This is a genomic window from Enterococcus songbeiensis, assembly GCF_005405265.1.
GTDB lineage: Bacteria > Bacillota > Bacilli > Lactobacillales > Enterococcaceae > Enterococcus_C > Enterococcus_C songbeiensis.
The window spans coordinates 95,639-113,232 of sequence record NZ_BJDS01000008.1 but is presented as its reverse complement, the minus strand read 5'-3'; the positions used below and the strand labels follow the sequence as shown (position 1 = coordinate 113,232).

General features: G+C 40.6%; 17 protein-coding genes and 1 riboswitch. Of the genes, 3 read left to right on the top strand and 14 right to left on the bottom strand.

Annotation, left to right across the window (positions count from 1 at the left end):
- Nucleotides 1-18: 18 nt before the first annotated feature.
- The 9 genes from purB to FFM66_RS05685 all read right to left on the bottom strand — a co-directional run bounded on the left by purB (nt 19) and on the right by FFM66_RS05685 (nt 7,888).
- On the bottom strand, nt 19-1,314 hold the full coding sequence (purB, locus tag FFM66_RS05725) for an adenylosuccinate lyase (protein ID WP_137605279.1): 1,296 nt from the start codon (nt 1,312-1,314) through the stop codon (nt 19-21).
- Between the two features lie 14 nt (nt 1,315-1,328).
- Nucleotides 1,329-2,450 (bottom strand): 5-(carboxyamino)imidazole ribonucleotide synthase, encoded by a 1,122-nt coding sequence (purK, locus tag FFM66_RS05720; RefSeq protein WP_171000802.1) that lies wholly within the window; start codon nt 2,448-2,450, stop codon nt 1,329-1,331.
- Nucleotides 2,443-2,931 (bottom strand): 5-(carboxyamino)imidazole ribonucleotide mutase, encoded by a 489-nt coding sequence (purE, locus tag FFM66_RS05715; protein WP_137605278.1) that lies wholly within the window; start codon nt 2,929-2,931, stop codon nt 2,443-2,445. Before purE ends, purK begins: the two co-directional genes overlap by 8 nt.
- 160 nt (nt 2,932-3,091) lie before the next feature.
- The gene (locus tag FFM66_RS05710) at nt 3,092-4,402 is read right to left on the bottom strand and encodes a nucleobase:cation symporter-2 family protein (RefSeq protein ID WP_082147282.1); all 1,311 of its coding nucleotides are present in this window, start codon (nt 4,400-4,402) and stop codon (nt 3,092-3,094) included.
- Entirely contained in the window at nt 4,403-4,984 is a 582-nt protein-coding gene (locus FFM66_RS05705; protein WP_048605069.1) for a xanthine phosphoribosyltransferase, read from the bottom strand. It lies immediately after the preceding gene.
- 65 nt (nt 4,985-5,049) lie between these two features.
- Nucleotides 5,050-5,146, bottom strand: a riboswitch (purine riboswitch).
- Nucleotides 5,147-5,237: 91 nt separating this feature from the next.
- Nucleotides 5,238-5,921 carry a beta/alpha barrel domain-containing protein gene (locus FFM66_RS05700; RefSeq protein WP_048605068.1) on the bottom strand — a complete coding sequence of 228 codons (684 nt, stop codon included), beginning with the start codon at nt 5,919-5,921 and terminating at the stop codon, nt 5,238-5,240.
- An 18-nt stretch (nt 5,922-5,939) separates the two neighbouring features.
- Complete coding sequence (locus FFM66_RS05695; protein ID WP_048605067.1) at nt 5,940-6,563, bottom strand: glycoside hydrolase family 73 protein; 624 nt, start codon at nt 6,561-6,563, stop codon at nt 5,940-5,942.
- A 7-nt stretch (nt 6,564-6,570) separates the two neighbouring features.
- Entirely contained in the window at nt 6,571-7,278 is a 708-nt protein-coding gene (locus FFM66_RS05690) for a M15 family metallopeptidase (protein WP_082147290.1), read from the bottom strand.
- Nucleotides 7,279-7,369: 91 nt separating this feature from the next.
- Nucleotides 7,370-7,888 carry a hypothetical protein gene (locus FFM66_RS05685; RefSeq protein ID WP_048605066.1) on the bottom strand — a complete coding sequence of 173 codons (519 nt, stop codon included), beginning with the start codon at nt 7,886-7,888 and terminating at the stop codon, nt 7,370-7,372.
- A gap of 145 nt (nt 7,889-8,033) precedes the next feature.
- Here FFM66_RS05685 and FFM66_RS05680 point away from each other — a divergent pair, with 145 nt between their 5' ends.
- Nucleotides 8,034-8,987, top strand: coding sequence for a Gfo/Idh/MocA family protein (locus tag FFM66_RS05680; protein ID WP_137605277.1), 954 nt, complete (start codon nt 8,034-8,036; stop codon nt 8,985-8,987).
- 108 nt (nt 8,988-9,095) lie between these two features.
- Here the strand turns inward: FFM66_RS05680 and FFM66_RS05675 are convergent, their stop codons facing one another.
- The gene (locus FFM66_RS05675) at nt 9,096-10,049 is read right to left on the bottom strand and encodes an aromatic acid exporter family protein (protein WP_137605276.1); all 954 of its coding nucleotides are present in this window, start codon (nt 10,047-10,049) and stop codon (nt 9,096-9,098) included.
- A 112-nt stretch (nt 10,050-10,161) separates the two neighbouring features.
- Here FFM66_RS05675 and FFM66_RS05670 point away from each other — a divergent pair, with 112 nt between their 5' ends.
- Nucleotides 10,162-10,761, top strand: coding sequence for an FUSC family protein (locus FFM66_RS05670; RefSeq protein WP_048605063.1), 600 nt, complete (start codon nt 10,162-10,164; stop codon nt 10,759-10,761).
- A 70-nt stretch (nt 10,762-10,831) separates the two neighbouring features.
- On the opposite strand, the gene FFM66_RS05665 is transcribed toward FFM66_RS05670, so the two are convergent.
- From FFM66_RS05665 to FFM66_RS05650, 4 genes are all read right to left on the bottom strand, one after another.
- Complete coding sequence (locus FFM66_RS05665) at nt 10,832-14,242, bottom strand: ABC transporter permease (protein ID WP_137605275.1); 3,411 nt, start codon at nt 14,240-14,242, stop codon at nt 10,832-10,834.
- A gap of 7 nt (nt 14,243-14,249) precedes the next feature.
- On the bottom strand, nt 14,250-14,951 hold the full coding sequence (locus FFM66_RS05660; protein WP_048605061.1) for an ABC transporter ATP-binding protein: 702 nt from the start codon (nt 14,949-14,951) through the stop codon (nt 14,250-14,252).
- A gap of 154 nt (nt 14,952-15,105) precedes the next feature.
- Nucleotides 15,106-16,254 carry an N-acetylglucosamine-6-phosphate deacetylase gene (nagA, locus tag FFM66_RS05655; protein WP_137605274.1) on the bottom strand — a complete coding sequence of 383 codons (1,149 nt, stop codon included), beginning with the start codon at nt 16,252-16,254 and terminating at the stop codon, nt 15,106-15,108.
- A 76-nt stretch (nt 16,255-16,330) separates the two neighbouring features.
- The gene (locus FFM66_RS05650) at nt 16,331-17,161 is read right to left on the bottom strand and encodes a helix-turn-helix domain-containing protein (protein WP_048605059.1); all 831 of its coding nucleotides are present in this window, start codon (nt 17,159-17,161) and stop codon (nt 16,331-16,333) included.
- Between the two features lie 135 nt (nt 17,162-17,296).
- Here FFM66_RS05650 and FFM66_RS05645 point away from each other — a divergent pair, with 135 nt between their 5' ends.
- Nucleotides 17,297-17,482, top strand: a complete 186-nt coding sequence (locus tag FFM66_RS05645) for a hypothetical protein (protein WP_048605058.1) — start codon at nt 17,297-17,299, stop codon at nt 17,480-17,482.
- The last annotated feature ends 112 nt before the right edge of the window (nt 17,483-17,594 follow it).

The following is a 17,594-nucleotide window of genomic DNA, read 5'->3' as shown; positions in this document are numbered from 1 at the left end:
TCTTTAAATCATGGTCTGCTAATCCAAACCTACTCGTTCAAAAATGGTAGCAACATTTCTCAAATGGTAGTGATAATCAAAGGCGTCGTCTAAATCTTCTTTGCTTAGAATCGAAGTGACAGCTTCATCTTCTTCTAAAAGCGGACGAAAAGCCGTTTGATGATCCCACGCATAGGCCGTTTTAGGTTGTACCAAATCATAGGCTTCTTCTCGAGTCATGCCATTGTCAATCAATTTCAGCATTACTCGCTGGCTATAAATCAATCCAAAAGTTGCATCCATATTTCGTTTCATATTTTCTGGAAAAACCGTCAGATTTTTTACGATATTTCCAAAGCGTTGCAGCATATAATCCAGTAAAATCGTAGTATCCGGTAAAATAATCCGCTCAGCAGAAGAATGGGAAATATCCCGTTCATGCCATAATGGGACATCTTCATAAGCCGTCAGCATATGCCCGCGAATGACCCGTGCAAGCCCGCTCATGTTTTCTGAGCCGATTGGATTTCGTTTGTGAGGCATCGCGGAGGAACCCTTTTGACCTTTTGCAAAAAATTCTTCCACTTCCCGAGTTTCTGATTTTTGCAGTCCGCGGATTTCGGTCGCAAAACGCTCAATACTCGTAGCAATCAAAGACATTGCAGCAAAATATTCCGCATGAAGATCCCGTGGTAAAATTTGGGTTGAAACTTCCTGTGGTCGAATACCCAAATGTTCACACACATAATTTTCGATAAATGGCGGAATATTAGCGAAAGTTCCGACTGCACCGGAAATTTTCCCGGCTTCGACTCCCTTAGCCGCATGTTCAAAACGTTCGATATTGCGTTTCATTTCTGAGTACCAAGTTGCTAATTTCAACCCAAATGTTGTTGGCTCTGCATGTACACCATGAGTCCGACCCATCATCACAGTATATTTATGTTCTTTCGCTTTTTCAGCAATAATCGCAGTAAACCGTTGCAGATCTGCTCTCAATAGATCATTGGCTTGTTTAATTAAATAGCCATAAGCTGTATCCACAACATCGGTACTAGTCAATCCGTAGTGAACCCATTTTCGTTCTTCACCCAAAGACTCTGAGACAGCGCGAGTAAATGCGACCACATCATGGCGAGTCTCCTGTTCAATTTCTGCGATTCGCTGCGGGTCGAAAGAAGCTTTTTCGCGAATCTTTTTGACGTCCTCTTTAGGAATTTCTCCTAATTCCGCCCAAGCTTCATCGGCTAAAATTTCTACTTCCAACCATGCTTGAAAACGATTCTCTTCCGTCCAAATTTTCCCCAATTCGGGTCTTGTATATCGTTCTAACATCAACCTGCTCCTTTTTAGTCCCAAATATTGGTTTGATAAATTTCTTCTAGCGTTTGATAAATATCTGTCGTGGGAATCGTTATATGTCCCATTTTTCGACCAGTCTTTGCTTCATTTTTTCCGTAATAATGAAATTGCCAATCTGGTTTCATTGCAATCAAATCATAGGTATCCGTTAATTCTTCTCCTAACACATTGATCATCACCGCATCCGTCAACAAACGTGCTTCTCCCAATGGCCAACCGCAAATTCCACGGATATGGGCGTCAAATTGGCTGAGGTTGCACGCCTCAATAGAATAATGTCCCGAATTATGAGGACGAGGAGCAAGTTCATTTACATACAAGCCGCCAGACTTCGTCAAAAACATTTCAATTGCCAATACACCACGAAGATCCAATGCTTGCGCTACAACTTTGGCGATTCGTTGGGCTTCTTCTGCAACTTCCGGCTGAATACGCGCCGGAGCAATGGTTTCATGTAGAATATTGTTTCGATGGATATTTTCTACTACCGGAAATGTGGTGAATTGTCCATTGCCATTACCTGCAATCATAACCGACAGTTCTTTTTCAAATGGAATCCACGCTTCTAATTCACAGGTTCCTTCTCTTAATAAATTCATTGATGGGGCCAAATCGGCTGTACTATAAAGAACGTATTGCCCTTTGCCATCATATCCTCCCCGAGTTGTTTTTAGCACACAGGGATAGCCAATACTGTCGATTGCATCTTGGATATCTGTGGGACTAATAATCGTTGCATAAGGGGCAATAACAATATTATTTGACTCCAAAAAAGATTTTTCCAATAATCGGTCTTGAGTGATTGCTAAAAGATCCGTTCCTTGGGGGACATAGGCTAATGGCAAAATGGCATTTAACGCATCCACACTGACATTTTCAAATTCATAGGTGATGACATCACAGCGTCTTGCTAATTCCTCCAACGCAAATACATCCTCATAGGAAGCAACGATATGCCAATCAGCGACTTGTGCTGTTGGACAATCTTCTGTGGGATCTAAAACCCCCACCCGAAATCCCATTTTTTTTGCGCTTAGGGTCATCATGCGCCCTAATTGTCCTCCGCCAACGATTCCAATCGTGGCACCAGGCATAAGCGGCTTAACCAAGTTGATCACTACTTTCCATTACAGATTCACGCATTTCTTTGCGCAATGTTGCCAGCTTTTCAGCTACTTCTAAATCATACATGGAAAGCATTTGCGCCGCAAGTAGTCCAGCGTTGATTGCACCAGCTTTTCCGATGGCAGTGGTTGCAACGGGAACACCGGCAGGCATTTGAACAATGGATAATAAAGAATCCAAACCATTTAATGTTCGTGATTGGACTGGAACGCCAATTACAGGCAGCGTTGTTTTTGCTGCGACCATCCCCGGTAGATGAGCTGCCCCTCCTGCACCAGCAATAATTACTTTGATGCCTCGTTGGCGGGCTTCTTCTGAAAAACGAAACATTTCATCTGGTGTGCGATGGGCGGAAACAACTTTTTTTTCAAATGGAATCTCTAAAAGTTCCAGTTGTTCACAGGCATGTTGCATTGTTTCCCAATCGGAGGTACTTCCCATAATAACAGATACTAAAGATTGCATATTGTCCCTTCTCCTTCTTTAGACTTCTCATTTATTGTATCGGGGTATCTACTGTCTGTCAAAATAAAATCGAATAATATCTAAATAATATTGATAATCGTTCGGATTATTAATAAAATAAAAAAACAGAACGAAAACTTTTCCGTTCTGCATTAAAAACTTATACACCTTCGATTTCTTTCAATGATTCTTCAACAGGTTCCTCTGTTTTTAGACCATTGAAAAGCAAGTTCAGAAGAATTGCTGTCAAACTACTCATGACAATGCCGTTACCAGTAAACATTTGAACCGTTTCTGGCAGCTCACTGAATAATTGCGGCATCATGTTGAAACCCAAACCAAAACCTAAGGACACTGCAATAATCAGTAAATTTTTATCATTGGCAAAATCAACCTTCGACAGCATACGCATTCCCTGAACGGCTACCATACCAAACATCACCAGCATGCCGCCGCCTAAAACTGCTTCAGGGATAATTTGAGCAAGAGCACCGATTTTTGGAAACAGTCCTAAAACAATCAAGAAAAACGCCGAGAAATAAATTGGCTTTTTCGTTTTGATTCCCGAAAGTTGAACCAAACCGACATTTTGTGAAAAACCGGTATAAGGAAATGTATTAAAAATTCCACCTAGAATCACTGCCAACCCTTCAGCGCGGTATCCCCGTTTTAAATCATCCTCTTTGATGCTTTTGCCAGTGATATCTCCAAGCGCAAAGTAAACACCTGTCGACTCCACCATGCTCACGATTGAAATAATAATCATTAGTAAAATCGACCAGATATCAAATGTCGGTTTACCAAAATAGAAAGGTTGCGGAATATGAAAAATCGGTGCATGTCCGATGGCTGAAAAGTCAACCAGACCCATTATGTACGCAAGCAATGTTCCACCAACCAGACCAATCAAGACAGAAATCGAACGAAGAAACCCTTTGGCAAAAATCTGGATACCAATAATCAATACGATCGTCACAAAAGCCAATAACAAATTATTGCGAGAACCAAACGTTTCTGCAGTTGCATCCCCGCCCCCCATTTTAGTGATGGCAACCGGAATCAATGTCAATCCAATAACGGTAATCACGGTTCCTGTAACTAATGGTGGGAAGAGCTTCTTTATTTTTGAAAAAAATCCAGCAATCAAAACAACAAAAATTCCTGAAGCGATGATCGAGCCGTAAATCGCTCCAACACCTGCTTTGGTACCAATCAAAATCAATGGTGCAACAGCTTGAATCGCACAGCCCAACACGACGGGCAAACCAATACCGAAAAACTTCGTCACCGTCAATTGCAACAAAGTAGCTATACCGCACATAAAAATATCAATGGAAATCAGATAGGTCATTTGTGATTCATTAAATCCCAATCCTGTGCCGATCAACAATGGTACGGCAACTGCTCCGGCATACATCGCCAATAAATGCTGTAATCCCAATACTGCTGCTTTTGTTTGTGTTTGTTTCAATTAAGCATCCTCCTTGATAAATTCCACCTTTCCTTCTGATAATGAAGCAATTCTTGCTAGAGAAACAACAGTTAAACCCATTTCCTCTAAAAGTTTGCGTCCATCTTGGAAGGATTTTTCAATGACAATGCCAATTCCTTCAACTTTTGCACCGGCTTGTTGGCATAATTCAATCAATCCCTTTGCCGCCTGACCATTTGCAAGAAAGTCGTCAATAATCAAAACATTGTCCTTATCTGATAAAAATTTTCTTGAAATCGAAATCGTGCTGGTCACTTGTTTGGTAAAAGAGTACACAGAAGAAGTCAACAGCTCTTCATCCATCGTTAAACTTTTAGATTTGCGGGCGAAAACCATCGGTACCTTCAACGCTTGTGCTGCATAAAGCGCAGGAGCAATCCCAGAAGCCTCAATGGTGACAACTTTTGTAATCCCAGCTTCACTAAAAACTTCAGCAAAACGGTGTCCGATTTTTTCCATTAGTTCGGGATCAACCTGATGGGTCACGAAGCTGTCCACTTTCAATACGCCTTCTCCCAATACCCGGCCATCTTTTTCAATTCGTTCTATAAGTTCTCTCATTTTTTTCGCTCCTTCTTTTTAAATACAGAAAAACACCTTTTTTGCGGGTAAGCAAAAAAGGTGCTAAATGCACTTTTTTTACTTATAGTCCGATATTTCCGGTATCGGGTAGAGACTGTCGACCAATTACGACGATATATAAGTTAAATTTTTATCTAAATATAGGCTAAAGTATGCCTGTCTACAATTAAAAACGCAAGGGATGAAAACCTTTTCTAGATAAAAAAATCCTAATCTTTAAAAAAGTTTTCTCTTATTCGTTGTCGTTTTTTTCCAAATCTCGATAATGTTCCATTTTTCGGCTGAATAGTTCGCCATTTGACGGTGGTGTATAAGTGATTGCATTAGCCCCCGCTTGAATCGTCTCTAAAATACTTTCTGCCGTAGGACCACCAGTGGCAATGATTGGTAATTCTGGATAATGTTTCCGAAAATGTCGGACTGTTTCGGCAGTTTCTTTTCCAGCACTAATATTGATGACCTTAATTCCTACCGCAATTTTTTCATCAATGGGCGTATATTTTGACGTGACTGTACTAATCACCGGAATATCTACAATTTGACAAACTTGTTCTACTGTTTCCACTGGTGTAGGTGCATTCAAAACGACACCAATCGATCCTTGGGCTTCAGCAAACATACTCATATATTGAGAACGCTGCCCCTGAGTTAGTCCACCACCAACACCAGAAAAAACCGGTATATCAGCCGCTTCGATAATGCTCTTCGTGATTGCCGGATGAGGAGTGAAGGGATACACCGCAATTACAGCATCGGCATTCGTATTGCGGATAATCGCAATATCTGTTGTAAAAATAATCGAACGAATTTTCTTGCCAAAAAAATGAATTCCGCTGGCTTTGCGAATCACATCAGGAACTCTGACGATGTCCTTGCGCAGTTCGGTGGTAATATTTGGAACAAATTGCTCAGTCATAGTGCCACTCCCTTTCTCCTACTGGTCGTACGTGTTCAACTGATATTCTTCAATGACACTTATGATTTTATCAGCATATGTTGGATCTGTCGCATATCCTGCTTCCTGCAAGGCTTGCGCCGCTTCTTTGTAATCTTTCGCCGCTAAAACCGGCTCATATTTTTTAGGATCCCAATCCACGCCATTAACAAAAAGCATCGTATGATCATCCATGGATTCCTCCCAAGAAGAATAGACCTTGAATTCCCCTTTAATGGTAATCCACTGCTCATTAACAAATTCTTTCGTTTCCAATTTGACCTTTTTTTGATCTCCAAATGCCTTGATACCAAATAAATTTTTGTACTTGCTTGCCAAAGTGCTTTCACCAAAATTCGATTCCAAGCCCGCCTGTCCTAAAATAATACTCGGTAAAATGCCATACCCTTTTTGCAGTTCTTGCGCATGTGGGGCCAGTGTGTCGATAAAAGTTTGGCGGTCCATTTCTTCCGGCTGATCTATCAACTGCTGCAATGGTTGCAACGGACTGCTTAAGCTCTTCACTGAAAAAACAAATGCCAGTCCAATGAGCAGAAAACCCGCTAAAATAGCAGGTAAGCGTACTTTCTGTTTCTTTCTTGATTTGTATTTTCTTACTGCCATTTTCCCCCTACTTTTCCGTTAATTCTCGAATAAATTCTTCGAAAGTTATATGGTGTGCCTCAATATATTCCGCACTTTCTTCTCCCACATATCGTAAATGCCATGGTTCATAAGTAATTTTGGTGATTGCTTCCTTACCATCAGGATAACGCACGATAAATCCAAATCTCCTTGCATTTTCCTGTAACCATTTCGCACCGGTGTGTTCACTGTAACTTTCGTCCAAAATCATGCTGGGATTACTTGCCAACCACTCTTGATCTACTACATCGATGGCCAAACCAGTGTGATGCTCACTGTATCCCGGCTCCGTCATTGTCTGCATTGCTCTTTTTTTCGCTGCCTCTTCAGATAAATTTTCTCGACTCATCAATTGTGCTACTCGGGTATTGAAAACCGAAGTCTGATCACTGACAGAGCGAAAAGCTGAAATCAGTTTTAACTGAATACCGGCTTTTTTTGCCGCCGCTACCAGTTCTTCATAGGGTTGCTGGATGCGCCGATCAATCTGTTGTCCGCCATCGACAGTTACTAATTGATTGGCAGAAACTTCTTTGCTGATTTTATGCTCTGGACTGACTAAAACCAATTGCCAATCTGTAGGTGAAACGTCTGGCAAGGCCTCCGCTGAACTTTCTGTTGTCTGTTTTGCGGGAGTTGTTTCTGAAGTCGTTTGCGATACCTTTGCTTTCGGCGCTGGGGCATCATGACTCATGAAAAGAGCGGTCGCTCCCACGATTCCCGCAATGAATAGTATAGTTATTCCTACTTTTTTAATAATAAAAATCCTCTCACTTTTGTTTCTGTTACTCCTCACTCATGTAGGTGTCTTCAAGATTTTGATTGACCCAGTCCAATAATGCGACTTTCTCGTTTTCAATCTGCTGTTGAATAACTGCAGGCAGACGGAAATTCAATATGTCATCAAAACCCCACTCATCATACGTGAGGGTCACCTTTAAATCAAGATAGTGCTGGTTTTTGTTTTCTTCACTATGGGGAATCATCTCCGCAGAAGCCAACTCTGACTGCAACCACTTTTGAGCAATTTTTGTTTTCATTTTTTTGTATTCACTAATGGCGCTGTTTCTTTTTTCAGGAAAAATAATGGTTTGCCGTAAAATCTTTTGTAGCAGCATCCATTCGTAATCACTGAAAAGATTCTTTATTTTCTGATTTTGTTCTGCGCTAAGGCTGGCTTTTCCCGCCTTCCACGCTACCCATTGCTCTTCTTCGCTCCCTAGAATGCCCTCAAAGAAATTTCTTTCCGTCGCATATTGTTCATGGATAGTATTCATTAATATTTGGATATAAACTTCATGCATAAAAAACGCCTCCTCAAAGTCAATTCTACTGAATTTACCGAAGAAAATCACCTGAAAAACTCGGATATTTCTCTTTTTTTAAATAAATCCATCTATGTCTGTCACGACTTCTGCTATACTTATCTTAAAAAAGGAGAGAAACGAAATGAAGAAATACAACTGGGGAATCATCGGACTAGGTGAAATCGCCCATCAATTTGCATCAGGTTTTTCACAGGAACAAAGTGTTTTATATGGTGTTGCTTCTCGTTCTTTGTCAAAAGCAAAAGAGTTTGCGAAAGAATACACTATTCAGCAGGCCTATGATTCGTATGAAGCCATGCTGGCTGATCCGGCAATCGACTGTGTTTATGTTGCTGTACCAAATCAATTTCACCATGCCCATATCCTGCAAGCGCTGAAAGCCGGCAAGCATGTTCTCTGCGAAAAGGCGATCACGTTAAATCAAGCAGAATTGGATGAAGCGGTTCAAACTGCAAAAGATAATCAGGTAATTTTACAAGAAGCAATGACAATTTTTAATATGCCTCTTTTCAAAGAACTGAATCGTATTATCCAAACCGGAAAACTTGGAAAATTAAAAATGATCCAAGCTCCTTTTGGCAGTTACAAAGAACCAGATCCGACAAATCGCTTTTTCAATCCCCAATTGGCGGGTGGCGCATTGCTAGATATTGGGACCTATGCTGTCTCCTTTGTCCGCCAATTTATGACCGCACCTCCAACCGTAGTTGCGAGTGATATGCTGCCATTTAAAACCGGCGTTGACGAACAATCTGTCACCATTTTACGAAACAAACACAATGAAATGGCGGCTGTCACACTGACCTTTCAAGCAAAAATGCCTAAAATCGGCGTTGCAGCCTTTGAGAACGGCTATATTACGGTTGCTGATTATCCTCGTGCTGACCAAGCAGAAATTTTTTATGTAGATGGTACAAAAGAATTTATTGAATCCGGCAATTCACAAAACGCATTAAATTATGAAGTCGATACAATGATCCAAACCATTGAAGGACAACCGAACCATTCGTTGCATTTGACACAAGACGTGATCCAAGTTCTAGATCAGATGCAAACAATATGGCGGAGCAAATAGCACCTTTTCCATCTAAATAAAAAAATCCGAACACTACAAAAAGAGTACTCCTCAAAACTCTGCGAGGAGACCTTTTTTACATAGCGTTCGGATTTTGTTCAATGAAATTTAACCTTCATCTTGTTTAGCAAATTCGGCTTTTATTTCGATGAAACTAGTGAAGGATTGCAAAAATTGAAACAGCATCGCCCGATTTTCAAATTCTTCTCTGCTTTGAGGCAATGGTTTTTTTCGATAATTTTCATAGACCTGCATGATTTCCGCCAAAATTTGTTTACCGTCATTGGCTTCGGCAAATTCATTTGCTGTCAGCTCCAATAAATGGCGGATATCTTCCACAAATTCTTCCTCCACAAAAATCTTATCCAATAAATCAATCATATCCCCTAATACCCGCAGCTGTGTACGCCGCATTGCAAAATACTCTTTGAAATACGCATCTGGATCGATCCATTGATTCTCCTGATCAATTTTTGCTCGTTTTTGCGCCTCATAAATGAAGCCCAACAGCCCTTGGCACTTTTCAATCAAATTCGTTTCTCCCTGTTGATTTAATTGGAGAGCCATTTGTCGTAAAAGCTTGCGGAACAGTTCTTCGATGACCAGTTGATCTTCTTTTAATTTTTTTTGAAGGTCCGGCATTGCTAAATTAAACAGCAAGGCAAAGCCCACACCAATTGTCATCAGCAAAAATTCATTCAATAAAAGCTGTGGCGCAAAGGAGACTTCGATGAGATAATGCGTCACCAAAACAGAATTGACGACGATTCCGTCTTCCAGTCCAAATTTTACTGACAGACTGATAAACAGCAGCAAATAAATGCCAAAAGCAACTGGATTGAAACCAATCACATGAAAACAAATAAAGGCGATGGCTGTTGCCAACAGCAAAGACAAGAGACGATTGAGTCCTGTCATCAAGGATGTCCGTTTGCTATTACCCACACTTAAAACAGCGATAATCCCCGCTGCCGGTGCGTAAAGCAGGTGAAGGCTGTTAGCAACAATCATTGCAAGTGCAGCGGCTGCCGCTGTTTTTATAGTTCTTAATCCAATTTTTATAACGAGCCCTCCTGATTCGTGATGATTTTCCGACTGTTTCTATAGTAACGAAAACAGTTATAACTGGCAATCATTTTGATAGTTCGATATGATAAAGGAAAAGGAGAATTTTATGTACTTCGGACGATTCAGAATTGGTATGCGCACCATGAAAACCGCCCTATCCGTCATGATCTGTATTCTGCTTTTTCGTTTTCTTGATCGAGGACAACCTTTGATTGCCGCACTCTCTGCTGTTTTCTCTTTACGCCAAGACCTAACCACCACCGTTTCTTTCGGACGTTCTCGCGTTCTTGGCAATACAATTGGCGGCATAATGGCGATTATTTTCTTTTTTATCAAGCAATATTTCCACAATGATTTTCTTGTAGAACTTTTTGTATTACCCCTCTTTGTGGCAGTGGTGATTATCGTATCTGACGGCATCAAAAACAATTCCGGTATTATTTCTGCCATTGCGACCATGCTGTTGATCTCGTTGAGTGTTCCCCAAGGAGAATCCTCCCTGTTTGCTATTCAGCGGGTGATTGATACCTTTATTGGTACCTTCATCGCCATTACGCTTAATTTCGTTATCCGTCCACCTGAAACAGAAACCGCACAGGCAATCACAGAAGATTTGGCGGTTTTAAAACGAAAGGAAGAAAAACTACAAATCATGCTAGTAGAAACTCAAAAAGAAATCGAACGTTCAAAAAATCATAAACACTAATTAACATAAAGCCCCAAAAAAACGGTTGGTCGTTTTTTCGGGGCTTTGTTTGTTTCCAATTTTTTAGTCCTCATTCATTTGATTTCAATGCCTCAATCATATCAACCTTCTTGAGTTTAAAGTAGATAACGATTCCTACCACAACCGTAAAGAAAATCGTAATTAAACTCGAATAAAGATAGCTGATAGAATGAATCGTTGGTGGAAACATCAACATATCCAGTTCCACTGTCTTCAAAACATAATCGTGTTCGATTTTTCCTAAGAATAATCCCGCCAAGATTCCTAAAATCGTCAAAATAATATTTTCCCGATAAATGTACATGGTCACTTCTTTGTCATAAAAACCTAGTACCTTGATGGTGGATAATTCTCTGATTCGCTCCGAGATATTGATATTGTTCAAATTATACAAGACGATGAATGCCAACAACCCGGCAGAAATAATCAGCACCCATACAACAATGTTCAATGTTTCGGTAGTATCGTCCAAAGCATGGGAAGAATCCGACAAGAAGGAAACATTGATAATTCCGTCATTTTCCATCAAGGTTTCAGCAATTTTTTCCTCCTGCTTTGTCGAAACTGTTGTTGAGAAGGTCAGAAATTCAGTATTGTAGGTTGGTGCTTCTTCAAATATTTTTTGATAATAGGTGGGTGTTACATAAGCGAAATGTCCGGTATAATTTTCAGCAATCGCCGCTACCTTCATCGAATACGTATGATCTGTTGATTTTAAATCGATGGTGTCTCCAATCTGTAAATTGAATAAATTGGCTAATTTTTCATTAATGATTGCCCCGTCGTCAGTCAAAGACAGGTTTTTATTCGTTTTACGATCGTTGAATAAAATAAAATCCGTTACCGAATCAGGATTTTTAGGAACATAAACTGTTACATCTTGTGGCGTTTGACCTTCTCCGGAAAGCATCAGTACCTCAGAAGAAATCGGCAACCGATCATCGAAATCAGGTAACGTCACCACGGTTTTTTCATACTTTTCCCGCTGTGTCGGTGTCACATTTTCATTGAAGGTGACGATTCCTTGATAATGCCAAATTTTTTCAAACTGAATCGGAACGATGTCGCTGATGGAATCTCTCAAACCAAAACCGGTCAAAATCATCGACGTACAGCCGGCAATGCCAAAAATCGTCATTAACATCCGCAGTTTATAACGGAACAAATTACGCATCGTTACTTTTTGTGTAAAACTCAACCGTCTCCAAAGAGGACGAATGGCTTCCAACCATACCCGTTTCCCCGCTTTAGGAGCTTTAGGACGCAATAAGCTGGCTGGCGCACTCAACAAGTCGATCCGCAACGTCAATAGTGCAACGCCTACTGTACAAACTAAGCCGACTCCGATACCGATCAGTGAATAATTCAGATACCACGGTGTAACAAATTTTTCTATATTGTAGAGTTGCCCATAAGCACTAATAATGATACTTGGAAATAAATAAAAACCTAAGGCTAAACCAAGAACGGAACCAATCAGACCTGCACTCAAGGAATAAAAGAGAAATTTCAGTGCAATTTCATGGTTCTTATAGCCCAATGCTTTGAACGTCCCAATTTCTGATCGTTTTTCCTCGATCATTCGGGTCATGGTTGTCAAACTGACCAAAGCCGCAATCAAAAAGAAAATAATCGGAAAGACAGTTGCTAGAGAAGAAATTCGATCGGCATTTTGCTTATATTCCGTATACCCCGGATTGTCCTCTCGGTCAGAGAAAAGATATTCTGCTGGTTCTAACTTATCTAAGCGAGCAGTCTCATTCTTTAATTGTAACTTTGCATCTTGAAGTTTTGGCATTTTTTCGCTGGTTTGTTTTTGAAATTCTGCCAGTCCATCCTGATACTGTGTTTCAGCTTCTGTTAATTTTTCATCAGCTTCTGCCAGTTCCGCTTCTCCAGCAGCTTTCTGCTCTGCCAGCTCTTGACGGCCAGCAGCAATCGCTGTTTTTCCTGCGTCAATCTGATTGCGACCAGCTTGGATCTGCGCTTCCGCCTGCTGAATTTGTTGTTTTTGCTGTTGCAACGTTTGTGCCGCCGTTGTTGCTTCTTGGAGGGCTTGTTCAATTTTGGCTGCTTCTGCTTGCAATGTTGAAAGTTGAGCGGTTATTTTTTGCTTCTCACTATTGACTGCTGCAACAAATTCTTGGAATTGTGCCGCATCCGTTTCCGGTGTTAAAGCGGCCGCCTGTGCAATCACTGCAGCGTCGCTTTTAATGCTTCGCAAGACGGATAACCAATTGGCTTGTTGGGCATCGATTGTTGCTGCCAGTTCTTCTTTGCTTAACGTGACCGCTTGTTGCAGTTGGTTTAACAATGTTTCGTATTGCGTCACCCCAGTGGTCGTTTCACTGATTGTTTTTTGCAATGCTTGTTGTTGCTTTTCTGCCTCTGCTGTTTGTTCCTGTCCTTCTGCCAATTTTTCTTCTGCGGCGGTCAATTGTTCTTTCTGGCTGGCAATTTGCTGCGCCTGCTGATTTAATTCTGCTTCTTTTTCTAGAAGTTCTTTTTCATTGGTGTCTAAGGTTTGTTCTGCTTGGGCGGTTTCATTTGCCAATAGAGCTCCATTTTCTGCTAATGTCTGTTTTCCCAGATCCAGTTCTTTTTTTGCTTGGACCAATTTTTCTTCCGCAGCATCTAACGCCTGTTCCCCGTCAGTGATTTGTTTTTTTACCTTGTCCAGTTCCGCTGCCGCTGTTTCTTTGACCTCGGCTAATCGTTCCTCTGGTCGGTCATCCAACGTAGTTTCCAGTTTTTCAAGTGCCCTATCAACCTTTTCTTCATAACTTTTCGTGTACGCTGTCTCATCCTTCGTGCTATTGAAAGTAACCAGAATGCGCGAATATACATCTAAAGCCAGATCTTTTTCTGAGACTACACCAAAATAATCAACGGAGCCTGTTCCAACATTGGTGTTTCCCCGCTTCACATTTTCAATAAATTCTGGTGAACGGACAAAACCAACCACTTTCAATTTGTGGGTGGTCACTTGATTTTGCGGATCATCCTCTTTAGCAATTTCAAAGGTATCACCGATTTTGTATTCCCCTTGTAAATCAGTGATTGCGTCCAGCGCAATTTCTCCAGATTTTTCTGGCAAACGCCCCTTCGTCAGGAGGTAGTCATTCAATGTATCCGACAACCCAAATAAACGAACCACCTGATTTGCTTTTGTCAAATTTAAATCCAGCATATATTGCGGTACTGCTTTTTTAACTTGTGGATCAGCTTTAATCAGATCCAGATCTTTTTGAGTAACCCCCAACGTAGATGCGACTGACCCATCTGCCAAACGTTGTTTCTGATAATAATCTTCTGCAGATTGAATCATATCCGGACCTGTTGCCCCGATGCCGGAAAAAAAAGCAACGCCTAAAAAAATAATCCCTAAGATTGAAAAAAAGCGTGCCGGAGAGTTTTTGATTTCTCGGAGACTTGTTTTAAGTAACGCTGATTTCTTCATTCTCTTCCTACCATTCTATTTCATCTACCGGTGTCGGCTGTTCATTGACCTCAATGCTGCGAACTTTTGCATCATTAATGCGGATCACTCGGTCAGCCATCGGTGCAATCTGAGAATTATGGGTAATGATTAAGACCGTCGTTCCCATATTCCGAGCCGTGTCCTGCAAAATCTGTAAAATTTGTTTTCCTGTTTCATAATCCAGCGCTCCTGTCGGTTCATCACACAACAAAAGTTTCGGTTTTTTTGCTAAAGCCCGGGCAATCGTCACCCGTTGTTGTTCTCCACCAGAAAGCTGGGCCGGAAAATTATTCATCCGTTTACCTAGACCGACCTGTAGTAAAACTTCTTCCGCATCCATGGCATCGTTCACAATTTGTGACGCTAACTCTACATTTTCTTTCGCAGTCAAATTCGGAACCAAATTATAAAATTGAAAAACAAAACCGACATCGTAACGGCGATATTCCGTTAATTGTTTTGCGTTAAATCCAGCAATATCCACTCCATCGATCACCACTTGACCACTGTCACAGGTGTCCATGCCGCCAAGTATATTTAAGACGGTGGATTTCCCCGCCCCACTCGGACCTAAGATAACTGCGATTTCTCCTTTTTCAACGGGAAAAGTGATTCCATCATTTGCCATAATCGTTGTGTCGCCCATTTGATATTTTTTTACTTCATTAATGACATCAATATAGCTCATCGTATCCTGCTCCTTTAGTTATTTCCCTTCTAGTGTACCATAATTCAGAAAGAAAACCGCGGCTATCTTTTAGGAAAGAAAAGGATTTCTTCAAAAAAAAACCGACTAATTTCTGTCGTAAAACAGAAACTAGTCGGTTCGGTCTGATTTGTTTTTATGCGTGGTAACGTTCTACTCCGTCAAGATATGTTGCGGCTAACGTCATATCTGGATTTAAAACGATAAAGTCTGCAGCACGATTTTTTGCGATTGATCCACAGGCATCGTCAATTTTACAACTGATAGCTGGTACTAATGAGCCCATCATCACTGCTTGTTCTGGTGTTGCAATTCCCCAGTCAACAACATTTTTGATAGCTTCCTTTAATCTCAAGATACTGCCGGCAAGATTTCCAGATTCTAAACGGGCGGTACCGTCTTTTACTACCACCGGAAATTCTCCCAACATATAATGTCCATCAGGCATTCCTCCGGCCATCATACAGTCGGTAATCAATGCCACATGATCATGTCCAGCTTTTTCCATCAAAATTTCTGCCGCTTGAGGATGAACATGATGACCATCACAAATCAATTCAGAAAAAACATGTTCCAATGACAATAATGCCCCAACCATACCTGGTTCACGGTGATTCAATCCCCGCATTCCATTGTAGGCATGAACGAAAACACTCGCTCCCGCTTCAACAGCGTGCTGTGCTTCTTCTAAGGTTGCATTACTGTGTCCTAAAGAAACCACCACACCTTCGCTGGTCACTTGTTCCACAAATTCTGCCACACCCTTACGTTCAGGTGCTAAAGCAATTTTTTTGATGATTCCGCCTGAAGCTTCTTGCCATTCATGGAAAGTTGCCAAATCAGGATCACCAAAATAAGAAGGATTTTGCGCACCTTTATGTTCTTCTGTAAAGAAAGGTCCTTCAAAATAAATACCTTGAATTTTAGCTCCGGTTACCTCTTGATGCACCTTGCCGACAGTTTCTGCTACATCCCGCAAACGTTCCTTGCTGGAAGTCAAAGTTGTAGGCAAGAAAGAAGTTACACCACAAGAAAGCAAGCCTTCACTCATTGCTTTGATTCCTTCTGCATCGTTATCCATCACGTCATGATTCATAAAACCGTGAATATGTGTATCCACTAAGCCGGGGGCAATCCATTTTCCGCTTTGATCGATTACTTTTGCGTCCTTGTCAGACAATTCAGAAGTAAAATCACCAAATTTTCCTTCTGTGATTTCTAAATAGCCGGGTCCTTTTACACCAGATTTCAAGAAAAACTTGTCAGCAAAAATAAATGTTTTCATTGCACTCGCTCCTTTAATTTTCTAATTTAAAACTACTCCTATTGCCAAAAGAAGTCAAGAAAAGGTCTACACCATTTTAAATTTTATTTATTTCTTCCATTTGTCGGTAACGAGTAAAATACTGTGCTGCGGCTTCTCTATTCTGAGAGGCTTCTAAAAGTTGTGCTTTTAACTGAAAGAGTTCTCCCAGATAGTAATAACTTTTTTTCGCATGAGCCAGCTCGATTCCCTGACTGACAAAAGTTAACGCCTGCTGATAGTCTTTTTGTTCCAGTAAAAAACTGCCATAGTTGAAGAAAATTTTTGTCAACCGATTATTGCGGCGTTGCGCTGGCAACCCTCCATAAAGAGTCATGCTTTTTTCCAGATGGGTTTGTGCTTGTGCTGTATCCCCTAAAGCTGAGTACACTCGACCGATACAACTAAGCAACTGGATCTCATTGGCTGACATATGGATTTTATTCACTTGAAAAGTATATGAAAGTCCCTGCTTAAGACTCAGCAAGGCACCATTATAGTCCTGATGCAGATAAAATTTGCAACTACCTTCATAGTAGTAATACAATTGAAGGTCTGTATCGAGATACAGTTGATTCAATACATGGGTCTGCTCCAACAACTCTTCTAATTTTTCATACTCATTATGAAAAAAATGATATTCCATCTGTTCTAAAATTTGTTGGCTTTTTTGAATATCATAGCGATGAAACAACATAACCTGATCAATAGTCACGTTCAAACGTTCACATAATTGTTGCATCACCAAAACATTAGGTAATTCTTCATTATTTTCGATACGACTCAAAACGCTTTGAGAACAGATATCCTGACTAAGCATTTTTTGCGATAACTGCCGCTCTTTGCGAATTTCCCGAATGACCCCGCCAAATGAAAATTTTTCCGCCATAAAACTCACCTTTTTTATATGCTAATTCGCATTATCATTATTGTTTAGTTTATCACATAATACAAAAAGAACACTAACTACCCTCTCAAGAAATCATGATTTTTTTTCGATTAATATATAGTAGGAGTTGATTACATGAGTGAAGCGCTGGTTACGTTTAAATGGAAGCACCGATTATTTAAAGGCCGGATCGAAAAGGAATATGAAAATTCTTTTTTAATCAATGTTGCTGAACCTTCCTGTGAAGAAATCACAGAAAAATTTGCAAATCGGCTGATTGTCAGCAAAAAAGATTGTGAACCTTCCCCGATATTACCTTAACAAAACGATAGCTGCTTCTTCTGGTTGCTTCTTGTAGCTATTTTTTCTCGTATTCTTATTTGTCAAAATAACAAACGGGACCTATTTTTGTCTACTAATACGATTTTTATTT

Bases quoted from the DNA above. Each gene is read 5' to 3' on its own strand.
- purB (WP_137605279.1), bottom strand. From the start codon at position 1,314: ATGTTAGAACGATATACAAGACCCGAATTGGGGAAAATTTGGACGGAA.
- purE (WP_137605278.1), bottom strand. From the start codon at position 2,931: ATGCAATCTTTAGTATCTGTTATTATGGGAAGTACCTCCGATTGGGAA.
- FFM66_RS05705 (WP_048605069.1), bottom strand. From the start codon at position 4,984: ATGAGAGAACTTATAGAACGAATTGAAAAAGATGGCCGGGTATTGGGA.
- FFM66_RS05700 (WP_048605068.1), bottom strand. From the start codon at position 5,921: ATGACTGAGCAATTTGTTCCAAATATTACCACCGAACTGCGCAAGGAC.
- FFM66_RS05695 (WP_048605067.1), bottom strand. From the start codon at position 6,563: ATGGCAGTAAGAAAATACAAATCAAGAAAGAAACAGAAAGTACGCTTA.
- FFM66_RS05690 (WP_082147290.1), bottom strand. From the start codon at position 7,278: ATGAGTCATGATGCCCCAGCGCCGAAAGCAAAGGTATCGCAAACGACT.
- FFM66_RS05685 (WP_048605066.1), bottom strand. From the start codon at position 7,888: ATGCATGAAGTTTATATCCAAATATTAATGAATACTATCCATGAACAA.
- FFM66_RS05680 (WP_137605277.1), top strand. From the start codon at position 8,034: ATGAAGAAATACAACTGGGGAATCATCGGACTAGGTGAAATCGCCCAT.
- FFM66_RS05670 (WP_048605063.1), top strand. From the start codon at position 10,162: ATGTACTTCGGACGATTCAGAATTGGTATGCGCACCATGAAAACCGCC.
- FFM66_RS05665 (WP_137605275.1), bottom strand. From the start codon at position 14,242: ATGAAGAAATCAGCGTTACTTAAAACAAGTCTCCGAGAAATCAAAAAC.
- FFM66_RS05660 (WP_048605061.1), bottom strand. From the start codon at position 14,951: ATGAGCTATATTGATGTCATTAATGAAGTAAAAAAATATCAAATGGGC.
- nagA (WP_137605274.1), bottom strand. From the start codon at position 16,254: ATGAAAACATTTATTTTTGCTGACAAGTTTTTCTTGAAATCTGGTGTA.
- FFM66_RS05650 (WP_048605059.1), bottom strand. From the start codon at position 17,161: ATGGCGGAAAAATTTTCATTTGGCGGGGTCATTCGGGAAATTCGCAAA.
- FFM66_RS05645 (WP_048605058.1), top strand. From the start codon at position 17,297: ATGAGTGAAGCGCTGGTTACGTTTAAATGGAAGCACCGATTATTTAAA.